The sequence below is a fragment of the Methanolapillus africanus genome (assembly GCF_032714475.1).
GTDB lineage: Archaea > Halobacteriota > Methanosarcinia > Methanosarcinales > Methanosarcinaceae > Methanolapillus > Methanolapillus africanus.
This window is the reverse complement of record NZ_JAWDKD010000015.1, coordinates 1-21,024: the sequence shown is the minus strand read 5'-3', so window position 1 is coordinate 21,024 and position 21,024 is coordinate 1. Positions and strand designations below refer to the sequence as shown.

Below are 21,024 nucleotides of genomic sequence, written 5' to 3'. Positions count from 1 at the left end.
CATCATTTATCTGTGATTCACATCGCAGGGGGTTATGGTTTATGGATGAACAACAGAAAAAAAGATTAACTTACGGAGCGATCGCTCTCGCTATTCTCATGTTGGCGCTTCTCATTTTGGCCGGGGTTTATTATGGTAAAGATCCCATACCGCCGAACGAATCGGCGCCGCCGCAAGTGCCGGTACAATCCGGTTCAGGTTTGGTCGTTAACGGAAGCGGCGAAGGCACAGGTCTCGGTTCGGGCAGCAATACAATTTACGCCAATCAAGAGATTGGCGGCAGAAGTTCTTCGGCAGCCACCGGGATTTACACGATTGAAGACTTGTACAACGTCCGGAACAATTTGGCCGGCAGTTACATTTTGATGAACGATTTGGATTTCAACAACGAAAGCCATTACGATTTCAGCAGTCCGGACGCTTGGAATTATGTGGCTTTAAACTTGCTTGAACTGTATCCCGGAATGTTTGAAGGCAATTCCCTTGATACATTAACCGATAACGATTGGGCAAAAATCAAAGAAGTGCAGCCGGACACGTCAACGGGGGAATATCTCTATGGCTATCGTTATGGATACATGGCGTTTTTCCAAGACGAATGGACGCCGATTGGTTCCGCCGATTGGTCTGAAATCTTTGCAGGAGAATTGGATCGATCCGACTTAGAGATCGCTTTAAACGACGTTTTCAATAAGGCTTTTACGGGTTCTTTTAACGGAAACGAAAAAACAATCTTCTTCGATGGTTATGATGGCGCTGTTCGTCCATCCGAGCCTGCGGTCACTGCGGTAAAAAAAGATTTGCCCTCTGAAAACTATGGCCGCGGTCTTTTCGGAATCATCGGCAAAACCGGTTCGGTTTCAAATACCACCATTTTCATTTCTGAAAATGGCGGGGTTTTTGGAATCGGAAATCTTGCCAATATTAACTTGGGAACGATTTCATCTTGTCATGTCATGTCTCATGGAATGGATTGCATAGCTGTTTCTGCTTCCAAAATGGAGCCTTCATCGATTGCTTTTGGCGGCCTGGCCGGCATCAATTCCGGTACGATTCAAAACAGCAGCTTCAATGGATTTATGCGTTCGGATGTCGGGTCCGGCGGCATTGCCGGTGTGAACGTCAATGGCGGAGACTGGTATGATGAAACGGACCTTTTCGAGGTTGAAAACAATAACAATTTTATTGACATTCTGTTGTCCGATGGCTATCTGACCGGTCCGGCAACGATTCAACAATGTTCCGTAAATAACAGCGACATCAGCGGCGGCATGGCTGTCGGCGGCATCGCCGGTTTGAATGCCGGTGGAATCATCAAGCAAAGCTCTGTTTCCGACACTTATGTTGGCGGCGAAAAAATGGTTGGCGGCATTGTCGGTTTATCTTATTATGGAGCCATCACGGACTGCTACTACCGGGTTTGGAAATCAGAAACCGGTATTTACGGCTCAGCACATGTCGGTGGTATTGCCGGCTGGATTTACAATGCAACCGTTTCGAACAGTTATTTCACAGGTTACGTTTACGGTGATGAATCCAATGTCGGCGGTATTGTCGGCCGTGTTGAAGGCGGCGAATCTTATGTGAGAAATAACGTGGTTGCTGATTCGTATATTGAGCTGGATTCATATTGGACTGAAAACAAGAATGTTGGCCGGATCATTGGATTTATCAAAGGCAATGACGCCAAAGATAACTACAACGATGAACCGGAGCAAAACTACGCCTATGAAGGTGTGGTGATTGATTGCACGGATCCTTCCGAAAATTATGACGGTATTGACATAAAGCTGGGCGATTTGTACCAAGAATCAACCTACACAACAGCGGTCACGGATCAATGGACGCCGTGGGATTTCAACGGCATTTGGAAGATGGATGAAGGCTTGTACGGGTTGCCGATTTTCAAAGGACAGGAATCTTCGCTTTCCGATTATTGGGCCGGTAATTCCGGAACTTTAATGGTTGATGGGGAATCTGTAGATATAGACTCTCTCAGCATTTCTCTTTGGCCGAGCGGATACGCAGAAATCCATGCTGACGAAACGTATTTTTATGGATCTTGGGAATACGATCAAAGCACTTCCGAGCAAGATGATATTATTCTCTCCCATTGGAGCGGATTCACAATAACGGCACATTTGGATGGCAAAGGCAACCTCATTCTGGATGATTTTGATTCTGAGATTTCCGGAACTGAAATCAATGCCAGCGACATTCAATTGAAAGAGATTCCGCCAAACGAAGATGTTTGGTGGTACTGGGAAGAAATTATTGTCTTTGACGCAACCGTTGATGAAGCCGGGACGATTTCTGAGGAAAATATTACCAACCTGAGTCTTGAGTTAGGTCCCGACACATACTTTATTTATCTGGAGGTCGATTCCGATGGCTATGAATTCGGCGGAGATTGGCAGGTCAACGATGAAACACGTCTGTTGGGCGACTATTTCTTCACGATCGACGACGATGAGTACAACGCCAGAATCGTCCGCGGTATCAACTGGAATTATTATCTGATCATCGAAACAGATGATTTCAGGGTGAATGCCGGTGAGGTTCCGGTTGTTGTCAATGAATTGGTCATTAGCGGATATTGGGACTAAAAAATTGCATTTTGAATTGAACTCAACGTTCAATTCAATTTTCTTTTTTTAATTTATAAAATTCATTTTTTAAATTAAAAAACTCATTTTTTCTTTTTTCAAAATCCGTTTTTTTTTCGCCGCTTTCATTCTATATATTATAACCGCTTTGTTCTTTTCTCATAATTATTCGTGATACATTATAATTTTCAATTTGTTTCTTTTTTCATTATTTATTTTTCTAAATCAATTCTCTTCTCTCCTGTTTCAAAATGTTTATATATTTATTTTTTAGAATTTTATCTAATGCACAAAAATAAAGAATGTGCACATTTAATCATGCCATTCCTTCAGCTTTTTGAATTGAAAACCAAGGTCATGGTGGGCTTTATGGATAAAAAAACGCAGCAATATTTAGCCGTCGGAGCAATTGCGCTCGTAGTTGTTATGGCGGCTCTCTTCCTTCTCTACTATTCCGGCTGCGACAACGCGCCGGTCAGCAACGCAACAAACGGCACAACGCCGAACACGCCAAACACGCCGAATCCGGCGGATCCGACGACGTCCGATACGGGCGAAGGCTTATCAAGCAACGCCGATACGATTTACGCCACGCCCGGCGGTACCGGGTCAGCCATTCCGCCGACGAAAATCTACACGGTTGAAGACTTATACAACGTCCGGAACAACTTGGCCGGCAATTACATCGTGATGAACGATTTGTTTTTCTTCGATCCCGGATGTTATGATTTCAGCAATCAGGATGCTTGGGATTTTGCGGATGAAAACTTGAATGATTATGCAGAATATCTTGTTGAGGGTGGGCAGTTTCCCAACATTGGCGAAGCTAAGGCTTGGATTTTAGAAATTGATCCAAACTTCCGTAAAAGCGCATACATGAGGTATTTCTCAATATCTTGGACGCCGATCGGTACGCTTGACACGTCCAAGCTCGACGATTCGATTTTGGACGACCGGAATGCTCTTATCGCCGCTGTTTTCAAAAACGCGTTTACGGGTTCGTTTAACGGAAACGGAAAAACGATTATTTTCAGCGGCGGCGGGCGGGGGGTGTCCGTTTCTCAGTCCGAAGACGTCTCTCTTTACGATGTCCGGCGCAGTTCAGGCGGCCTTTTTGCCGTCATCGGTAAAACCGGTTCCGTTTCAAACGTTAATTTGGCGGGTCCTTCTGCATCCGGCGGCTTCCTTGGGAACGGCAATATTGCCGGCATTAACTTGGGAACGATTTCTTCCTGTTCGGTTTCTTCTTATGGATGGTTTGAATCGGCTCCCGCTCCCGTAATTGTCAAAGCCAAGAAAATGGCAAGTTTTGCCGCTGGCGGTTTGGTCGGCATCAATGCCGGAACCATTCGGGACAGCAGTTTTTCCGGCAGCGTGTCGGGGGATTCCGGAATCGGCGGTATTGCGGGTATAAACATCAACGTGAGTGACGTCGAGCTTGTCATTGACAATTCGTTTATTTCCGAGGTAATACCTGAGGAGGGGCCGCTTTTCTTCTTGATTTCAAAGGGATACTTAACCGGGCCGGCAACGATTCAAAACTGTTCCGTCGAGGATAGTGAATTTTATGGCGATTCAGTTGTTGGCGGCATTGCCGGTTTGAATCTGGTTGGAATGATTAAACAAAGTTCTATTTTCGAAACAGATGTTTACGGAGAGAGTGATGTCGGCGGCATTGCCGGAAATTCCGTTTACAGTCAGATTCAAAATTGTTCCGTCAATTATGGTTATATTAGCGGCGATTACGACATCGGCGGCATTGCCGGATTTAGTGTCGGTGAAATCATTCAATGTTCTGTTTCCGAAACAAATGTTTACGGATATGGTGATGTCGGCGGCATTGTCGGATATTCCATATCCGGCATGGTCCAAGACTGTTATACAAAGAATTTGGAAATTAGCGGTTCGAATGAGGTCGGCGGTATTGCCGGCGGTGTTGAAAACGCATCGATTACAAATTGTTATTTCAGCGGAAAACTTGATGGATCTGAAATGGCCGGCGGCATTGCCGGATCCGTTTCCGGCGAGGAATCTGTTGTGAAAAACAATGTTGTTGTTGGCCCCTACATCCCGTGGGAAAATGACGACGTGAACGGCGTCATCGGAATAGCTTCTGAAGAATTTGCTTCAACCTATTCCATTGATGAAAATTATGTGTATGACGGAATTGAATGGGACGGAAATATCATTGATCCTGAAACTTGTGACGGCAAACTGATTACAATTCATGAGTTGTACCAACAAGACACCTATGCAAGTGCAGCAGAAGATTGGACGTCTTGGGATTTCGGTTTCGTTTGGAAGATGGATGGAGGCCCATACGGACTTCCGATTTTCAAATGGCAGGATTCTTCAATATCTGAACTTTGGATGATTGAAACGATCAACATTAATGCCGGAAGCCTCAGTCTTACAGAAGATGACATTACCTCCCGTATCAGAATCGATCCGAGTGGTCATTTGCGGATTGAACTTAATGGGGACGATCTTCCGGGGGGGAACATTATTTTCGGAGGTACCTGGGTCTATGACACAACTTCAAAACAAGGAGATTTTGTTTTCGAAATATGGCCTCCCTATAACAACATGGTCAAAGCGCAGTTGGACGACAACGGCAATCTTGTTGTTGACAATATGATCTTTGATTATTATTATGGACCCGGAAGTTTTGTCACAGTCAGCGCAACCAACATCAAATTGAAGGATGTTCCGCCGATTCCACTCTGGGAGATTTACAAACTGGATGCAACGGCCGGCGAAATGCCTTATTCGGAAAATGATTTACAGTATCCGGATCTCAGAATCGGTCTCAATGACGGAACTTACGATTTCTGCGTGACAGATCCTTCATTTTCATCCGGAGGAACTTGGGAGTCCGACACAACAACGCGTTTGTTGGGCGACTTTATTTTTACTTTCGATGAAATCGAAGACGAGAAATACGGCGCCAGAATCGTTTATCTCGGCCGGAGTTATTATTTGATTGTTGATGTTGAGAACGAAGATTTCAATTTCACGGTTGATACGATTCCGGTTGATGTCAGAGAACTTATTTTCCGGGGGATAGATATTACCTGAATTCATAAAAACGCATTCAGTTTGCAGAATTTTCAGTTTACAGAATTTTCAGTTTACAGAATTTTCAGTTTGCAGAATTTTTAATTGACAGAATTTTCAATTTTTGAATTGAACTCCCAAGGTTCAATTCAATTTTCTTTTTTTAAAAACTAAAAAATAAACAACACCTTCTTTTCAAGGTTTAATGCTTCAATTATTATTTTTATAGTGCCATTCAATCTTGAAAATTTTAAATATGATTTCTTCTGTTTTCAGACGGTGCATAATTTGCATTTATTTTACACGCAATATGCATTTCAATTTTTTAATTGTCCTCACAGAGGGTTTTATTTATGGATGAAAAACAGAAAAAAACGTATCTCTACGGAGCGATTGCTCTCCTAATTCTTTTATTTTTGCTTCTTCTCTTTGTCGGCGTTTACGTCGGGCAGGACCCCGAACAGCCGAACATGACAAACAATTCGTCAGGTCCGGGTTTCGATCCGGCTGAAAACGGCAGCAATAATAACAGCAACAGCAGCAATAACGACAGCAACAGCGATAACAACGAAAGCAACGGAACGAATACCGGGACAAAAAACGACACCATTTACGTCACGCCGGACAGCAGTTTCGGCGGGCCGACGGGCGACGAATCCGGGTCTGTCATCGAAATCAGTACGGTGGAAGGCTTGTACGGCATCCGGAACAATTTGAACGGCAGTTACGTTTTGATGAACGACTTGAATTTTGGCGGCCCAAATTCTTACGATTTTAGCCATCAGGGCGCTTGGAATTATGCGGCTTTACAATTGCTCGAAACGTCATCTTCCGGAACATTTGAAGGCGACAGCTTGGAAAATCTGACGGATGCCGACTGGGCGATCATCAAAGGTAAGGAATTAAAAAACGGTCAAGAAGTTTATAAGTACCGTTTCATCTACATGGATTTCTTCCTAAAATACTGGACCCCGATCGGATACATTGACATCGAGTCGGCAAGCACCGTTTTGAAACAAAAGGCGACGTCGATGGGTGTGGATTTCACCGCCTCAAACGTTTCAACGATCTTGGCCGCCATGAACCAATCCGAACTGGACGCTGCTTTTACGAATGGTTTCAACACATCTTTTATGGGATCGTTTGACGGCAACGGACACACGATCTGGAATTTACGGGGCGGAATTTCTAAAACCGGCGGGAAAAGCTATCTTCCGAACGGAACGCTTGACGAATCCCTGAACAAATTCAACGCTCATTCGGGCGGCCTTTTCGGCGTCATCGGCAGCAACGGTTCCGTTTCAAATCTGACCCTGAACGCCGGCCAAACAGACAGTTCGTTTGGCGTCGGCATGATTTCAGGTTTTAATTTCGGAACCATTTCTTCTTGTGTGGTGACGGCAAATTATGCCACGAACGTTGTTTCAGGTGTGCGCGGCAGCAATTTGCTCGGCGTCGACACAAGCGTTGCCGTCGGCGGCATCACCGGCGTCAATATCGGAACGGTTCGGGATTGTCTCATTTTTGATACCCAGATCGGCGGTTATTTAGATCCGCGAGACGGCGACGTCAATCTGATCGGCGCCGGCGGCATCGCCGGCATCAATGCCAACGCCGACGCGCAATGGTTCAATGCAGACATCCTCTCGGCGTTGGCCGACGCGTTGGCCGCGTCCGGCGTTTCCAATGCCGACGTCTATGCCAATGTTTTCGCGGGACTCGTTTCCGGAGGACATCTCAGCGGCGCCGGTTTGATTGAAAACTGTTCGGTCTATGATTCCAAATCCGAATCGATCCCCAAAGTTTACATTCTCAGCAACAAATGCGTCGGCGGTATTGCCGGTCTCAACGTCGGCGGAACCATCACGCAAAGTTCCGTCAACAATGTTCAAGTGGAAGGAAACGAATCCGTCGGCGGTATCGTCGGTTATTCCTTCTACGGAACCATCCGGGATTGTTACACGAGAGACCTTCACATCGTTGACGAAAAGGGTTATTCGCCGAATTTTGTCGGCGGCATTGCCGGTTCCGTTTACAACACGTCAATCACGAACTGTTATTTCACCGGCAAAATCAGCGAGAACGCTGTTGCCAACATCGGCGGCATCGCCGGCCGCATCTCCGGCAGCGAATCCGTTGTGAAGAACAATGTTGTCATCGGTCCGTTTATGGAATGGCAGGTCACAAAATCCGGTGCCGTTTACGGCGAAATCACATCCGATGTTGTTGGCTATTCGGATGCTGACAATTATGTCTATGATGGTATTGTCAACGCTGCCGGTGCTGATATCATGACAAGAGGGATACAGGACGGCGACGGCACGCTGAGAATTCTGTGGGACTTCTATCAACAGGAAACCTATACGGAAGAAAACAGCAACTGGATGGCATGGGATTTCGATTCCGTCTGGAAGATGGATGCCGGTCCGTACGGACTTCCGATTTTTAAGTGGCAAGAACCGTCGATTCATGACTTTTGGGAGATTGACTCAATGACACTGAATATAAACGACAGTTCGCAAGCATTTGGTGCAACCAACATCCATTTCCATGACGGTGGTGGGTTCTGCGTTTATATTTACATTGACGGAATGCGAAATGATTTAAACGGCACTTGGGCATATGATTTAAGCACACCCGAGTTCGGAGATATTGTTTTCTCCTTGAATGGTTCGAACTATATTTTCAAAGCACATGTCGACGAAAAAGGTTGTCTGGTTGTCGAAGACGTGGACTTTGAATTTAGCGGAACTGATGTCAATGCAACCGGTATAATATTAAAAGAAAGTCCGGTGACGGCGGAAGCTTACGGAAATTGGACCGGTGATCTTTTCTTTGACATCGACATTGATCTTGAATCCGGCAACGGTGTTTATTCCGAAGTGAACCTGATTTCATTTGGTTTGATTCCGCATTCCGACAACACATGGAATTTCTCGATCAACATTGCCCTCCTTCCGTTCATATTAGACGGAACCTGGGACATCAACGAAACTCAATCAATGGGCGACTACCTCCTGACTTTCGGAACCGGTTCGGAAGAATACAATGCCAGACTCGTTCTCATTTATGGAAATCATTACATAATGATTGAGCCGAGTCTCATCGATGTTGACGGCGACGGCGTTGATGATGTTGATATTCAAAACTTCGTAATTCGTGACAAATGAGAACAATCTTCAAACCAAACCCCCAAATTTTGAATTGAACTTCGGTTCAATTCATTTTTCCTTTTTTTAAAACAGAGTGAATAACTATTCTGTCTATATTTTAATATTCAAACTATTATTTTAATATTTGTATTCAATCTTGAAAATTTTAAATAAGATTCCGTCTGTTTTCATAAGGTGCATCATTTGCGCATTTTATGTATTTTGCATATTTTGCATGACTCGTGTGCAATTATGCCTTTCTTATTTTACGATTTACCTCTTAGAAGGGTTAGTCTATGAATGAAAAACAGAAAAAAACGTACCTGATCGGAGCAGCAGCTATTTTGATTCTTTTATTCTTGCTGCTTCTCTTTGCCGGAATTTACGACGGCGATGACCCCGTACAGCCAAATACAACAAACAATTCGTCGGGTCCGGGCTCCGCGACGCCGGCCGGAAACGATACGAACAACAACCAAAACAACAGCTCGGATCCGGAATCGAAAAACAATACGATTTACGTTTCACAGGATGGCGGTTCCGGTTCCGGCGGTTCCAAATCTTCCGTTAAAATCTATACGGTGGAAGACTTGTATAACGTCCGAAACAACCTGAACGGCAACTACATCGTGATGAATGATTTATCTTTCAATGATCCGGAATGTTATGATTTCAGCAATCAGGATGTTTGGAATCAAACCGCCTATCAGTGGCTGCTCGTGTGCAATGAAATTGCTTCTTCCACGTCATTTGAAAACCTCACCCCGGCAGATTGGCAAAAAGTCGATTGGGCTGCCGTCAAAGGCACAGACGGCAGCTGGAACGGCGAATCTGAATATATCACGTTTTTCAGAAACAACTGGACGCCGATTGGTTACCCAAGTCTTCTTGACATGGTCGGTTCGGACGATCCGATCGGCCTATCCTTCAAAAATGCGTTTACCGGTTCCTTTAATGGAAACGGCAAAATGATTGATTTCGGCAGCTATCCGCTTCCGGTCGGTTCTTCCGGCGCTTCTTTCTCTCGGCCGCGCGACGCCGGCGGGCTTTTTAACATCATCGGTAAAACTGGGTCCGTGTCCGATGTCATGTTGATGAATTCGAATACTTTCAGCCGTCTCATCGGCGCCGGCGAGTTGGCCAACATCAACATGGGAACGGTTTCTTCCTGTTCGATCTCCTATTCTGCAGGCGGCGTGAGCGAATCCTCAGATTACGCCAAAGGCGGTTTAGTCGGCATCAACTCGGGGACCATCCGGGACAGCTATGTTTACGGTCGTTCGTTTCAGGCGAAGGAAGGGATGGGCGGCATCGTCGGCGTAAATGTCAATATCAGCGAAAGCCAGTTTGACGCCATCAAATCCGCAATTGACGAAATCACGGAAAATGCAGATCTGTTTGAAGACCTGATTTCCAAAGGATACTTCAGCGGTCCGGCCGTTATTCAAAATTGTACGGTTTTTAACAGCCGGATTCAAGGAACAATGGCCGTTGGCGGCATCGCCGGGCTGAATGCCGGCGGCATCGTTCGGGAAAGTTCCGTGATGAACACGGCGGTTTTCGGCGACCTAGACGACGGCGGCATGATTGGCGGCATTACCGGTTTGTCTTATTCCGGAACCGTGACAGATTGTTATTTCCGGGCGGAATATCTTCCCGACGGCAGTGACGGTAACATCATAGGCCTTCGAAATGTCGGCGGCATTGCCGGCCGGATTGATAACACCTCCATTACAAACTGTTATGTCATGGGCGTGATCTGCGGCAATGAAACAAATGTCGGCGGCATTGTGGGCCGCGTCGAAGGCGGCGAATCTTTTGTGAAAAATAATATTTTTACAAACGGTGGTGTCGTTTTGCAAGAGAAAGGTATAGAGCCCTCTGGCCGACAAATCGGCCGGATTGTCGGATTCATCAAAGGCGACGAAGCCAAAAACAATTACAGCGACAGCCAAAACTATGCTTATGAATTGATGTCGGTTTACTCAAGAGGCAACCCCGAAAGTTACAGCGGCACCGGTAAAATGTTCACGGAATTGTACACGGAGTCCACTTACACGACGGAAATTCCGGAAGAATGGACATCGTGGGATTTCAATAATATTTGGAAAATGGACGCCGGTCCGTACGGACTTCCGATTTTCCAATGGCAGGAAAATTCCCTTTCCATGCTTTGGGTCGTTGACAACTTGACGCTGGAAGTCGACGATGTCGGCGTATCAGTCAATTCTTCTGATTCTGAGATTCTGATCCATCCGAACAATTCTGTTGAAATTAAGATCAACGACTATCCGGCACAATCCGGTTTTTGGATGTACAATCTCAGTACCGCCCAGCCATACGATTTCATTTTCTTCATCGGTCCGTCCGCATTCAATGCGCACCTGGATGAAACCGGATATTTGGTCTTTGATGATTTGGAAATCGATATCGGCAGCGTCAATGTTACGGCAACGGATATCCGTTTGAAAGAACATCCGATGACGGTTGAATTCGGTTTGTTTTTCGATGGTTTAATCGGTTTGAATGTCACCCGTAATCCGGACGGCAGCAACGATTCGATTTCCATCGACAACGTCCATGATTTCATTGACTCGATCGATCTTTATCTTTATGACAACGGGGCATGGAGTCTCCCCATTATATTGGATGGAAACGTTCCGGCCGGTCCGATTGAAGGAACATGGGATATCAACGAAAGCCAATTTTTGGGAGATTACACCTTCCGGATGGATGGCGGAGATGGTAATGAATATAATGCCCGGATCGTTCATGTCTTCGGAGCCAGGTATCTCATCATTGAACCCGGTTTCAACCTCGATATCGGCAGCGACCACATTGTTGTGCACGAGGCGGTTTTCATCCCGGAACCTTTAGATGATAATTAAATGTATTTTGAATTGAACCCAAAGTTCAATTCATTTTTTTTTTCCGATCGATTTTTTGATCTTCACCTTCTAATCTTCAATCCGATTGCATCTTATTTTAAATTTTATTTTTTTAATCGAATTATTATTTATTACTTTGTATATTTTATAAAAAATTTATTATAGTAAAACTCCCCAATATAATTCGGAAGCATATTGTTTCCATGTCTTTATGCATTTCTATTTTTTAAAAACGCTTTGAAGCGGTTCAAATAAGGTTAGAACTATGAATCTGCAGTATCAAAAACAGTTTCTTTTAATAGCTGTCATTTTGCTGGCTTTACTTGTTAATTTCCATATTTTATAAAAAAATCATAGTGTCACTTTCCAATAACCGGAAAGCATAACGTCTCCGTGTCGTTGTGTTTTCCCGTTTTTTTAAAAATGCTTTGAAGCCATTTAAATGAGGTTCGAACTATGAAAAAACAATATCAAAAACAGTTTCTTTTAATCGCGGTTGTTTTGATGGCCGTTTTTGCGGTCGGCGCTGCCGGATGTTTGGGCGGCGATGACGATGAAAACGTCACCAACAACACAACAACAAACAACACAACCAACAACACAACCAACAACACGACAAACAACACAACAAATAACACGACAAACAACACAACAAACAACACAACAAATAACACAACCAACAAGGACGTCATTAAAGTGACGCCGTCAATCGGCGGCAGTTCCGTTCCGAGTGAAATTTCCATTGTCGGAACGTGGCAAATTGAAGCGATTTACGTTAATGTTGGTGCTGTTGGATGTTCGACAACTCCGCTGTCGTTCGTTACAAGCAGTTCTGCCACAATTTCCAAAGATGGGAATTTTAGTTTTAAAGTTGATGCCGATGGAGCCGGCGGTTTGCCGAATATGACCGGCAAAGGAACCTGGAAATACGACAAGAGCACAGGCGCAGTCGGTGATTATATTTTTACAATTTCCGATAAGGATTACAAAGTTCAGTCCAACTCAAACGGCACCATCTCTTTTGACGCGTTTAATACGACTGTCGACGGTTTCGTCATTGATTTGGAAGCACTTGTTTTGGAAGAAGACATTTGGGAAACATGGGACCTCAAAGAATTTAACGGATCGTTCACAACAGATGGCGGCCCAAGCATACCTTTTACAAAAGGCGATTTTAATTTGACAGCCAGTTATTTGATTTTGAACGAGAGTGATTTTACCTTTGCAATGATATTGTTAAATGAATCCGCGTCTAATGTTCCGGCACCATTGGTTGTTGAAGACAACACAGAATGGTCCATTAACACAAATACCCGAGACGCGGGCGATTTAATTTTTACGGTCAACGGCGTCAAATATAACGCAAAAATAAACGATGATGGGGATTTGGTCTTTAACGTCAATTCCTTTAATTCAAACAGTTTTGTCGTGACAGTCCAAGACCTTGTTTTTGAACAACGATCAGATTAAATTGGTCAATGTTTAAATTTGATTGAATCCGATTTGAATAATTGAATTGAATCTTTTTTCAATTCAATTTTCCTTTCTTTTTTTTAAAAAATAATTTCCGATCCAATCATTCTTTTTTTTAAGTAAAATCCTTTTCAGCTTCCCTCAATTTCTTCTTTTTGATATTTATATATAATATTCATTATAATCTATTTTTGGCATATTTTCAAAAAATATGCATTTATGCTTATTTCTATGATTCCTTCGCAGGAGGGTTAACTGATGAAGAAAAGTTTAAGCAAAATAATGTTGACCATTTCGGTTGCCGTCGTTATCGCGCTGTCGGTCAGCGTCAGCGGTTGTACGTATTTTGGAAACGACACAACCGCCAACAATACGACGAACAATACGTCAAACAACACAACCAACGCGAGCAACACATCGAATACAAGCGGCTCAAGCAATGCAAGCGGGTCGAACAATACAAGCACAAACAACACAACAAACAACACAACAAACACGACGCCAAGCACATCGCTGCCGGTGATTCAAGTCACGCCGTCGACGGGCGGCGGCGGTTCAACGCCGTCCGTGAAGGAGATTTCGATTGTCGGAACTTGGAAAGTTCAAATGGTTGAACTCAATGCTACGCTGACTGACGGCCCGACAATACCATTCAATACATCTGAGTTGGACAACAGCACAATGACCGTTTCAGCTGACGGAGCGTGCAGTTTCAGTATGAATTTCACCGGTCAGCCGGAGTGGATGAGCAACGGAAATTGGACAAACGATACGCGTACAAGTGAAGCCGGTGACTACATCTTTACGTTCAACGGCACGGATTATAACGTTTCGTTGAACACAACCGACGGAACACTTTCATTCGACGCGTTTGAAACCATTTCCAACGATTACACCATCGATGTGACGACGCTGGTTTGGGAAGAAGACATTTGGCTCTATTGGGATTTGAAGGAATTTGAAGGCTCTTTTACAACCGGCGAAGATGCTCCAACAACGTTTATAACAACCGATTTTAACACGAGTGAGAGTTATTTGGATTTGCGTAACAACTTCACTTTCAGATTACATATCGCCCCGGGAGGCATTACAATTCCGGATGCTCTGATTGCCGACGATCTGACAGAATGGGCCGTTGACACAAGCACCCCGGAAGCCGGCGATTTAATTCTCACAGTGGCCGGTACGGAATATAAAGCTTACATCAACGATGCCGGGAATTTGGTCTTTGATATCGACACTTTCACATCGAATACATTTGATGTGAGTGTTACGGATCTCATATTTGAAAAAGGTCATCCACGCGCCTGATTTTATTGATTTTGGATTGAATCGGAATATGAATAAAATAAAATTCAATTCAAAATCATTTTTTATTTTTTGAATGACTTCTTATTTTTGCCATAATTTCTTATTTTTTGCCTCTTTTTTTATTTGATTTTCATTTCGACCGGATCTGTTTTATTTCTTTTTTTTATAATTTTAAAACCCATATTTTACACAAAATTTTAAATAATATTTTATGCCATACTTTTTCGGAAGCTTTGTGCTTCTCAAATCTCTAAAAACGACTTTGAAAAACGGTTATTCGAAATCGATATCATGCGACGATATCTGAAAACGGTCTCTGAATATGATGTTCGAAATCGATTTGAAAAACAGTAAAAACGATTGAAAAACCATTTAAAAACGACTTGAAAAACAATTTTCTAAAAAACAATTTTCTAAAAAACAATTTTCTAAAAAACGATTTTTTGAAAAACGTGAATCTTGGACATGTTCAGGAGAAGGTTCTTTTATGCAAAAACAAACACGATCTTTATTCACCCTTGCGGCTATCGCGCTCCTTCTTTTAGTCGTCGCTCTCAGCGGCTGCGTCGATGATGGTGCGAACAATACGTCGCCGAACAGCACAAATAACACCACCGTTCCGAACACAACGGACAACACAACCGCTCCGAATGCCACGGACAACACAACTGTTCCGAACACCACGGACAACACAACCGTTCCGAACACAACGAACAACACAACCGTTCCGACAACGAACAACACGACTGTTCCGGCCACGAACAACACAACTGTTTCGGCCAACAACACAACTGTTCCGGACAGCACAAACGGCTCCTCCGGCGGTTTCATTCACGTTCAATAATCGGAATATCCGGGGTTAAAAAGAAAAATAATTTGATTCGGTCAAATCAAATTCGGAATCAGAATCAAAATAGAGCGGGCATTTAATTTCCAAAACGTCAAAAACGGAAACATAATCGGAATTTTTTATTCTTCATTCTATTTTTCTTTCTCTTTCTTTCTCTTTTGTCTTGTTTTCTTTTTTTTCGGCGTCAAGATGATTTGTTTTGTCTTTATCCGGCATCTTTTAAAAGGAAATTCCTTTTATACCACTTTTGTGTTTTATTTTCTCCGATCAAATTTTCAGATTTAATTTCCAAATGCCATCAAGTGGTAACCGCTGCCGGTCAATCCTGCGATAACGGATTTGTTTTAATTGAATTTTTTGGGTGAAAAACTATGATTTCAAGCATTCTTATTTATGTTTTATTTATTCTCGGCTTAATTTTAATTGCCAAAGGCGCGGACTGGTTCGTGGATTCCGCCGTCAGTATTTCAAAGCGCAGCGGCATCCCCAAAGCCGTCATCGGCGCGACGGTGGTCAGTTTTGCGACAACGGCGCCTGAATTTACCGTCAGTTTTATGGCCGCCGTGACCGGACACGCCGACATGGCGATCGGCAACGCGGTCGGCTCTACGATTTGCAACATCGGTATCGCGATCGGTTTTATCGCCGTTCTCAAAGCCATTCGCGTCGACGACAAAGCGTTTAACGTCAAAGTTCTCCTTCTTCTGATTTCCGGCGCCGTTTTATTCCTGTTGTGTCTCGACGGTATGATCACCGCTTTTGACGGCCTTATTCTGCTGGCGATTTTTGCCGCCTACATGATTTACACCTATGTGGCTCAAAAGAAGAATCCGGATACGGTTTCCTGCGAATTGCCGGACGATAAAACCGGCGTTTGGGCGAAAGTGCCGCTTTCCGGATACAAGCTCGACGCCGTTGTTTTCATTGTCGGCGCCGCCTTGGTCATTCTCGGCAGCAAACTGGTGGTGGACAACGGTATTACGATTGCGCAGCAACTCGGTATTCCCGAACTGATTATCAGTTTGACCGTGATTTCCATCGGCACGTCGCTGCCGGAAATTGTGACCGCCATCACGTCTTTTCGAAAAGGCTGCCAAGAACTGTCCGTCGGCAACATTGTCGGCGCCAACGTTCTCGATATCACGATGATTTTAGGCGTTTCATCGCTTTTCGCCAAATTGCCGGTGAACAGCCAGCTGATGAATTATGATTTTATTTTTATGATGGTTCTGTTCGTTCTGCTGGCAATTTTCGGCTACAAAAAAAGAATTACCCGGTGGCAGGGCGGTTTGATTGCCGTTATTTATGTCATTTACGTGGTCGGACTCTTTGTTTGGGTTTAAAAAAAGGGTGTTGAAAATAAAGAATAAAAAATAAAGTGGCAAAAAGAATATTTTTCTGTCATCAAGCAAACCATCCCGTTTAAACAGACGCGTATCGCGTCTGTTTAAACGGATACCGCTGCAAAATAGATACAAATTGGTGTGGACCGACTGTATTTAAAGTTAAGAGTTGATTTTTTGTAAACGGATCAGATTGTACCTGATCGTTCACCATTTTAAAATTACAGTTTGCACCTGCAGTTTACTATCTTTAGATTCCGATTGCATCTGACAGTTCACCATTATTTAAATTTCAAATTGCACCGACAGGTGACTGTTTTTAGATTTCAGTTTGCATCTTCTGTTTCTAACAATACACGTCTTTCTTGATCCGATTTGCACCTTACTGACAACTAAAATTATATCTGCTCAGTGGTATCCGTAAAATACAAACGCTATCGCGTTTGATTTTACGGGTTGGTTTGGACGACATCTTCGAAAAATGCACCCTCGATTTTAGAAATGCAAAGAAAATGTGTGCTGTAACGCGCGCGCATGCCGCCCGTCAAAAAAACAAACAAAAAGATAGTAAACGCGTATCAAGGAAATGAATTTCTCCAACCATCGGTTGGAGAAATAATCCGACATGAATCAATATGGAGAAGAGTTTGATAGATAATTTTATTCCCTTTCCCCTTCTAAAATTTCGTCCAAAATCAAATCTTCCCAATCCCGTTCTCCCAGAACGATTTCAAATTCCTGCGGCGTCAAAACCGGGACCGGATACCGTCCGGAATCGTCAATGGCCAGCCGCGGACAAGCTGTGTTGACAAAGGCGCCGACCGGGAAATTCAGCATCTGGTCTGGCGTCACCAAATCCATTCTTAAAATGACGGCCTGTTTTCCGTGTGCGTTTGCTTTTTCTTTAAGGCGCTGCGCCAGTTTTTCCCGGCATTGTCCATTTTTGGTGGATACGATAATCCCGAACGTTTCGGCGTCCATGGAATTGCCGATGACGGCGCTTCTTTGCATCAAAAATTTCCGGAAATCCAGTTCAAACGCTTCCGAAAAAAACGGATCTGCACAAACCACCCGCTTTTTAGAAGAAAGGGCCACGCCGATCGGATGGAACCGTCCGCTGCCGATAAAAAGATAAACGTCGCAATCGCCTTTTGACGGGCGCGCCGCGGAGAAATTGCATCCCAAAACCTGTCCGGGGTACGGCGTCCGGCTGTCGCCCCGTGCAATCACAACTGTTTTCCCGGCGTCTTCCAAAATGGATTTGACGTTTTCCAATTGGTGAACGTGTTGAACCGTCGTCACCAGTCCGATTTTCTTTTCGGGAAGAAGCGCCAGCGCTGACAGAATTGCAGGGTTGACGTCCACTTTGGAACGGGTTTCAATAAAACAAACTTTTTTCTCCAAATCGGTGTGTTCCAGCTGCGCATGCCCGAAGTGAAACATCACGTCGGTTTTGGAAATCAAGGCGGCGTCCAAGTCGCAGGCGCCGAAACACGGGTCGGCCGAGATTAAAACAGAAGCGCCGGTGATGTTTTCAATCAAAAATGATAATTCGACGGCATGTTTTTTGAGCCCTTCCGGAAATTGAAGACCGACCAAAATTGGGGAAAAGTCGCCGGTCTGATTCTTCTGCGTTTGAATTTGTTCGATTTTGTCCAATATTTGAGTCACTTCAAAATCATAAGACGCTTTCGTAAAATCAATATACGGATCGTCCGCTGACGGATCTTCGGCGTTGCCGCCGCTGCACGGGCTCAAACAAATCGGTGTTTTCATTCGCAGCCCCCGGCGATGGTCACGCCGTCTTTTGTCACGTCAATATCTACCAAAACCGTCACTTTGTGTCCGGTTTCTTTCAAAATGATTTCCGGGCCGCTGCCGCGCCCGATCACGCAATACACGCCGGCAACGGTGACGCCCATCCGGTTCAAACAGTTGAGAAGCGCTAAAAGAGTACCGCCGGTGCTGATGACGTCGTCGACGACCAAAACCCGGTCGCCTTTTTTGAGTCCGTTCAAGAAAAGTTGCCCTTTGGAATAGCCGGTCGATTGCGATAATTCAACTTCGCCGGGCAAACCGTATTTGCGTTTTCGAACGATACAGGTCGGAACGCCGGTTTTCATGGTCACCGGAATGGCGATCGGAATGCCCATCGATTCCACCGTCAAAACCGCGTCGACGCCGGAAAGGCCGCCCTCGGAACGGATGATGAAATCGGAGATTTCATCCAAAATATCCGCATGAATCGACGGAATGCCGTCGGAAATCGGATGAACGAAATAATTGTAAATCTTTCCGTCGGACTCTTTTTGAATCACCGGCGCCTCGACAAGAGATTTTTTGAGTTTTTCAAGCATTTTGTCATCTCCGAAAGAAATCAGAATCAATTACGGAAAGAATAAATCATTACAAAATAAAAGTTCCCGGTAAAATAAAAAAACGGAAAAAAATGAAAAGAAGTTACGGCCGGTAAGCCGCTGCTTCTTTAAACCGCTGAATGAGGAAGGCGTTGTCAAAGGACGTCAAGAACCAGCCGGCTTTGGGGCCGGAAGTTTGTCCGAGAAGCGCCAGATAAATGGCGGCGAAGAAGTTTTTCGGGTCGACTTCGCTTTCCGGAATGGCAGCGCCGGCGTATTTCACCATGCTTTCGGCAATGGATGTGCCGGCGGTTTTTGTTTCATAAACAATCCGCTGAACGTCTTCGGCGGTCAGCTCGTTTTGAAGGCCGGATAATTCGTCTGCAAAGGCGTTCAAAAAGGCGCGCTGGGTATTGGTGAGCGACGCGCATTGAACCGGAACCGTGTCTTTGACGCCGAACTTCGCAAACGGCGGCGCGTATTTATCGAGCCAGACACCGACGTTTTTTGCCATTTGGTTGATGACTTCGGGATCTTCGTCAAAGCCGGAGCGTTTGGCGATTTTATCGATTTGCGCCAGGTCGCCGCCGGCGACTTGATAAATAGTAACCATTTGCTTAAACGGAATCTTGGATTGGCGGACGCCTTCCGCTTTGGAGAGTTCGACGATCCGCTTCTCGATACCGGTCGCGTCTTCTTTGTCGCGCAAGCGTTCGTATTCGTCCACGAGGTTCAAGAGCGGCTGTCCCGGGTCGAATTTAATGTGCTTTTCCGGCTTTGTTTTCATGATGAGGAAACGCAGCGTTTCCGGCGGAACGACGTCAAGCATGTCTGAAATGGACACGACGACGCCCGACGACGACGACATAGCGCCTTGTTCGCCCAGCATAATCCATTCATAAACGATTGGGTACGGCGGTTCGTAGCCGAAAACTTCGCGCGCGATCCGAACGCCGGAATCGTAAGAACCGCCGCTGGAGCCGTGGTCTTTGCCGAACGGTTCGACGGTGACACCCAAAATGCCCCATTTGGCCGGCCATTCGACGCGCCAGGTGAGTTTGCCGCCGCCGGTCATGGACACTTTGCCGGATTTGCCGCAGGAACAGGTGTAACTGACGGTTTCTTCTTCTTCGTCAAAACCGGTCACTTTGGCGGTATTGATTTTCAAACAGTTTTCACAAATCGGATTGAATGGGCTCCAGTCCGGGAGCACGTCTTTGCCGGACACTTCTTTTAAAATAACGGCGATTTGGTCGCGGCAGCGCAGCGCTGTTTTAATGGAGCCGGCAAAGGCGCCGGCTTTGTAAAGTTCGTCGGTTCGATGCACTTTCGGATGAATCCCGAGTTTGTTCATGGATTCTAAAAAGGGTTCCAGGAAGTGTTCCGCATAACTCTTGTGTTGTTTGCACGGGCACGGAATTTCGGAAATCGGTTTGCCGACGTGTCCGGCGTATTCTTCTTCCGTTAAAAACGGATAGACTTTCCGGAGCGGGTCGTAGTTGTCGGCAATGTAATAAAATTCGGGGTTGACGCCCTGGTCCTTTACGGCCCGGTAAACGGCGTCCGCCGTGACCACTTCACGCATATTTCCGATGTGGATGTGACCGGACGGGGTAATGCCGGTGGAGATGGTGTTTTGCGCGCGTTTTGACGCGACTTCTTCGGCAACAACGTCGGCCCAATGTGTAATTTCTGTCATTTTAATACCTTGATGAATAAAATTCATTTTTGAATTTATTTTTAAATTTGATTTTTGAGTGAAATAATTTGATAAAATATAATGGATAGATTGAGGGACTAATTCCCCATTTTTATTAAAACTTTATCATTGTCGGAACGGAAAATTAAGATAAATAATAAGGGTCATGATAAGAATAGAGGATTTTCTCTGATAATTTCCAGGATTTTCAGATATAAATTCTCATTCCTATAATTGTACCTAAATTCACATTCTTTTAAGTAAAGATTAAAATACCTTTTATCAATC

The 21,024-nt window shown here is 44.6% G+C and carries 11 protein-coding genes; 8 read left to right on the top strand and 3 right to left on the bottom strand.

Translation table 11 applies throughout. The annotated features are described in order from the left end of the window. The first annotated feature begins 41 nt into the window (after positions 1-41). From MsAg5_RS03910 to MsAg5_RS03875, 8 genes are all read left to right on the top strand, one after another. A complete protein-coding gene (locus tag MsAg5_RS03910) occupies positions 42-2,606 on the top strand; it encodes a hypothetical protein (RefSeq protein ID WP_338099316.1) in 2,565 nt (854 codons plus the stop codon). 369 nt (positions 2,607-2,975) lie between these two features. Next, on the top strand, positions 2,976-5,684 hold the full coding sequence (locus MsAg5_RS03905) for a GLUG motif-containing protein (RefSeq protein WP_338099315.1): 2,709 nt from the start codon (positions 2,976-2,978) through the stop codon (positions 5,682-5,684). Between the two features lie 332 nt (positions 5,685-6,016). Further along, positions 6,017-8,833, top strand: a complete 2,817-nt coding sequence (locus MsAg5_RS03900) for a GLUG motif-containing protein (RefSeq protein ID WP_338099314.1) — start codon at positions 6,017-6,019, stop codon at positions 8,831-8,833. A gap of 278 nt (positions 8,834-9,111) precedes the next feature. Then, a complete protein-coding gene (locus MsAg5_RS03895) occupies positions 9,112-11,703 on the top strand; it encodes a hypothetical protein (RefSeq protein WP_338099313.1) in 2,592 nt (863 codons plus the stop codon). A gap of 456 nt (positions 11,704-12,159) precedes the next feature. After that, positions 12,160-13,173 (top strand): hypothetical protein, encoded by a 1,014-nt coding sequence (locus MsAg5_RS03890; RefSeq protein WP_338099312.1) that lies wholly within the window; start codon positions 12,160-12,162, stop codon positions 13,171-13,173. A 261-nt stretch (positions 13,174-13,434) separates the two neighbouring features. Then, positions 13,435-14,487, top strand: coding sequence for a hypothetical protein (locus tag MsAg5_RS03885; protein ID WP_338099311.1), 1,053 nt, complete (start codon positions 13,435-13,437; stop codon positions 14,485-14,487). Positions 14,488-14,974: 487 nt separating this feature from the next. Next, positions 14,975-15,331 (top strand): hypothetical protein, encoded by a 357-nt coding sequence (locus MsAg5_RS03880; protein ID WP_338099310.1) that lies wholly within the window; start codon positions 14,975-14,977, stop codon positions 15,329-15,331. Positions 15,332-15,708: 377 nt separating this feature from the next. Continuing rightward, a complete protein-coding gene (locus MsAg5_RS03875; protein ID WP_338099309.1) occupies positions 15,709-16,680 on the top strand; it encodes a calcium/sodium antiporter in 972 nt (323 codons plus the stop codon). 660 nt (positions 16,681-17,340) lie between these two features. Here the strand turns inward: MsAg5_RS03875 and dph2 are convergent. The 3 genes from dph2 to lysS form a co-directional block, all read right to left on the bottom strand. After that, a complete protein-coding gene (gene dph2, locus MsAg5_RS03870) occupies positions 17,341-18,456 on the bottom strand; it encodes a diphthamide biosynthesis enzyme Dph2 (RefSeq protein WP_338099308.1) in 1,116 nt (371 codons plus the stop codon). After that, entirely contained in the window at positions 18,453-19,037 is a 585-nt protein-coding gene (gene hpt / locus MsAg5_RS03865; protein WP_338099307.1) for a hypoxanthine/guanine phosphoribosyltransferase, read from the bottom strand. The genes dph2 and hpt overlap by 4 nt, the downstream gene beginning before the upstream one ends. Before the next feature lie 103 nt (positions 19,038-19,140). Next, on the bottom strand, positions 19,141-20,736 hold the full coding sequence (gene lysS / locus MsAg5_RS03860; RefSeq protein ID WP_338099306.1) for a lysine--tRNA ligase: 1,596 nt from the start codon (positions 20,734-20,736) through the stop codon (positions 19,141-19,143). Between the last annotated feature and the right edge of the window lie 288 nt (positions 20,737-21,024).

What these genes read in the sequence shown, in the direction of transcription:
- MsAg5_RS03885 (WP_338099311.1), top strand. Translation starts at nt 13,435, where the DNA reads ATGAAGAAAAGTTTAAGCAAAATAATGTTGACCATTTCGGTTGCCGTC.
- MsAg5_RS03880 (WP_338099310.1), top strand. Translation starts at nt 14,975, where the DNA reads ATGCAAAAACAAACACGATCTTTATTCACCCTTGCGGCTATCGCGCTC.
- hpt (WP_338099307.1), bottom strand. Translation starts at nt 19,037, where the DNA reads ATGCTTGAAAAACTCAAAAAATCTCTTGTCGAGGCGCCGGTGATTCAA.
- lysS (WP_338099306.1), bottom strand. Translation starts at nt 20,736, where the DNA reads ATGACAGAAATTACACATTGGGCCGACGTTGTTGCCGAAGAAGTCGCG.
- MsAg5_RS03895 (WP_338099313.1), top strand. Translation starts at nt 9,112, where the DNA reads ATGAATGAAAAACAGAAAAAAACGTACCTGATCGGAGCAGCAGCTATT.
- MsAg5_RS03905 (WP_338099315.1), top strand. Translation starts at nt 2,976, where the DNA reads ATGGATAAAAAAACGCAGCAATATTTAGCCGTCGGAGCAATTGCGCTC.
- MsAg5_RS03875 (WP_338099309.1), top strand. Translation starts at nt 15,709, where the DNA reads ATGATTTCAAGCATTCTTATTTATGTTTTATTTATTCTCGGCTTAATT.
- MsAg5_RS03890 (WP_338099312.1), top strand. Translation starts at nt 12,160, where the DNA reads ATGAAAAAACAATATCAAAAACAGTTTCTTTTAATCGCGGTTGTTTTG.
- MsAg5_RS03900 (WP_338099314.1), top strand. Translation starts at nt 6,017, where the DNA reads ATGGATGAAAAACAGAAAAAAACGTATCTCTACGGAGCGATTGCTCTC.
- MsAg5_RS03910 (WP_338099316.1), top strand. Translation starts at nt 42, where the DNA reads ATGGATGAACAACAGAAAAAAAGATTAACTTACGGAGCGATCGCTCTC.
- dph2 (WP_338099308.1), bottom strand. Translation starts at nt 18,456, where the DNA reads ATGAAAACACCGATTTGTTTGAGCCCGTGCAGCGGCGGCAACGCCGAA.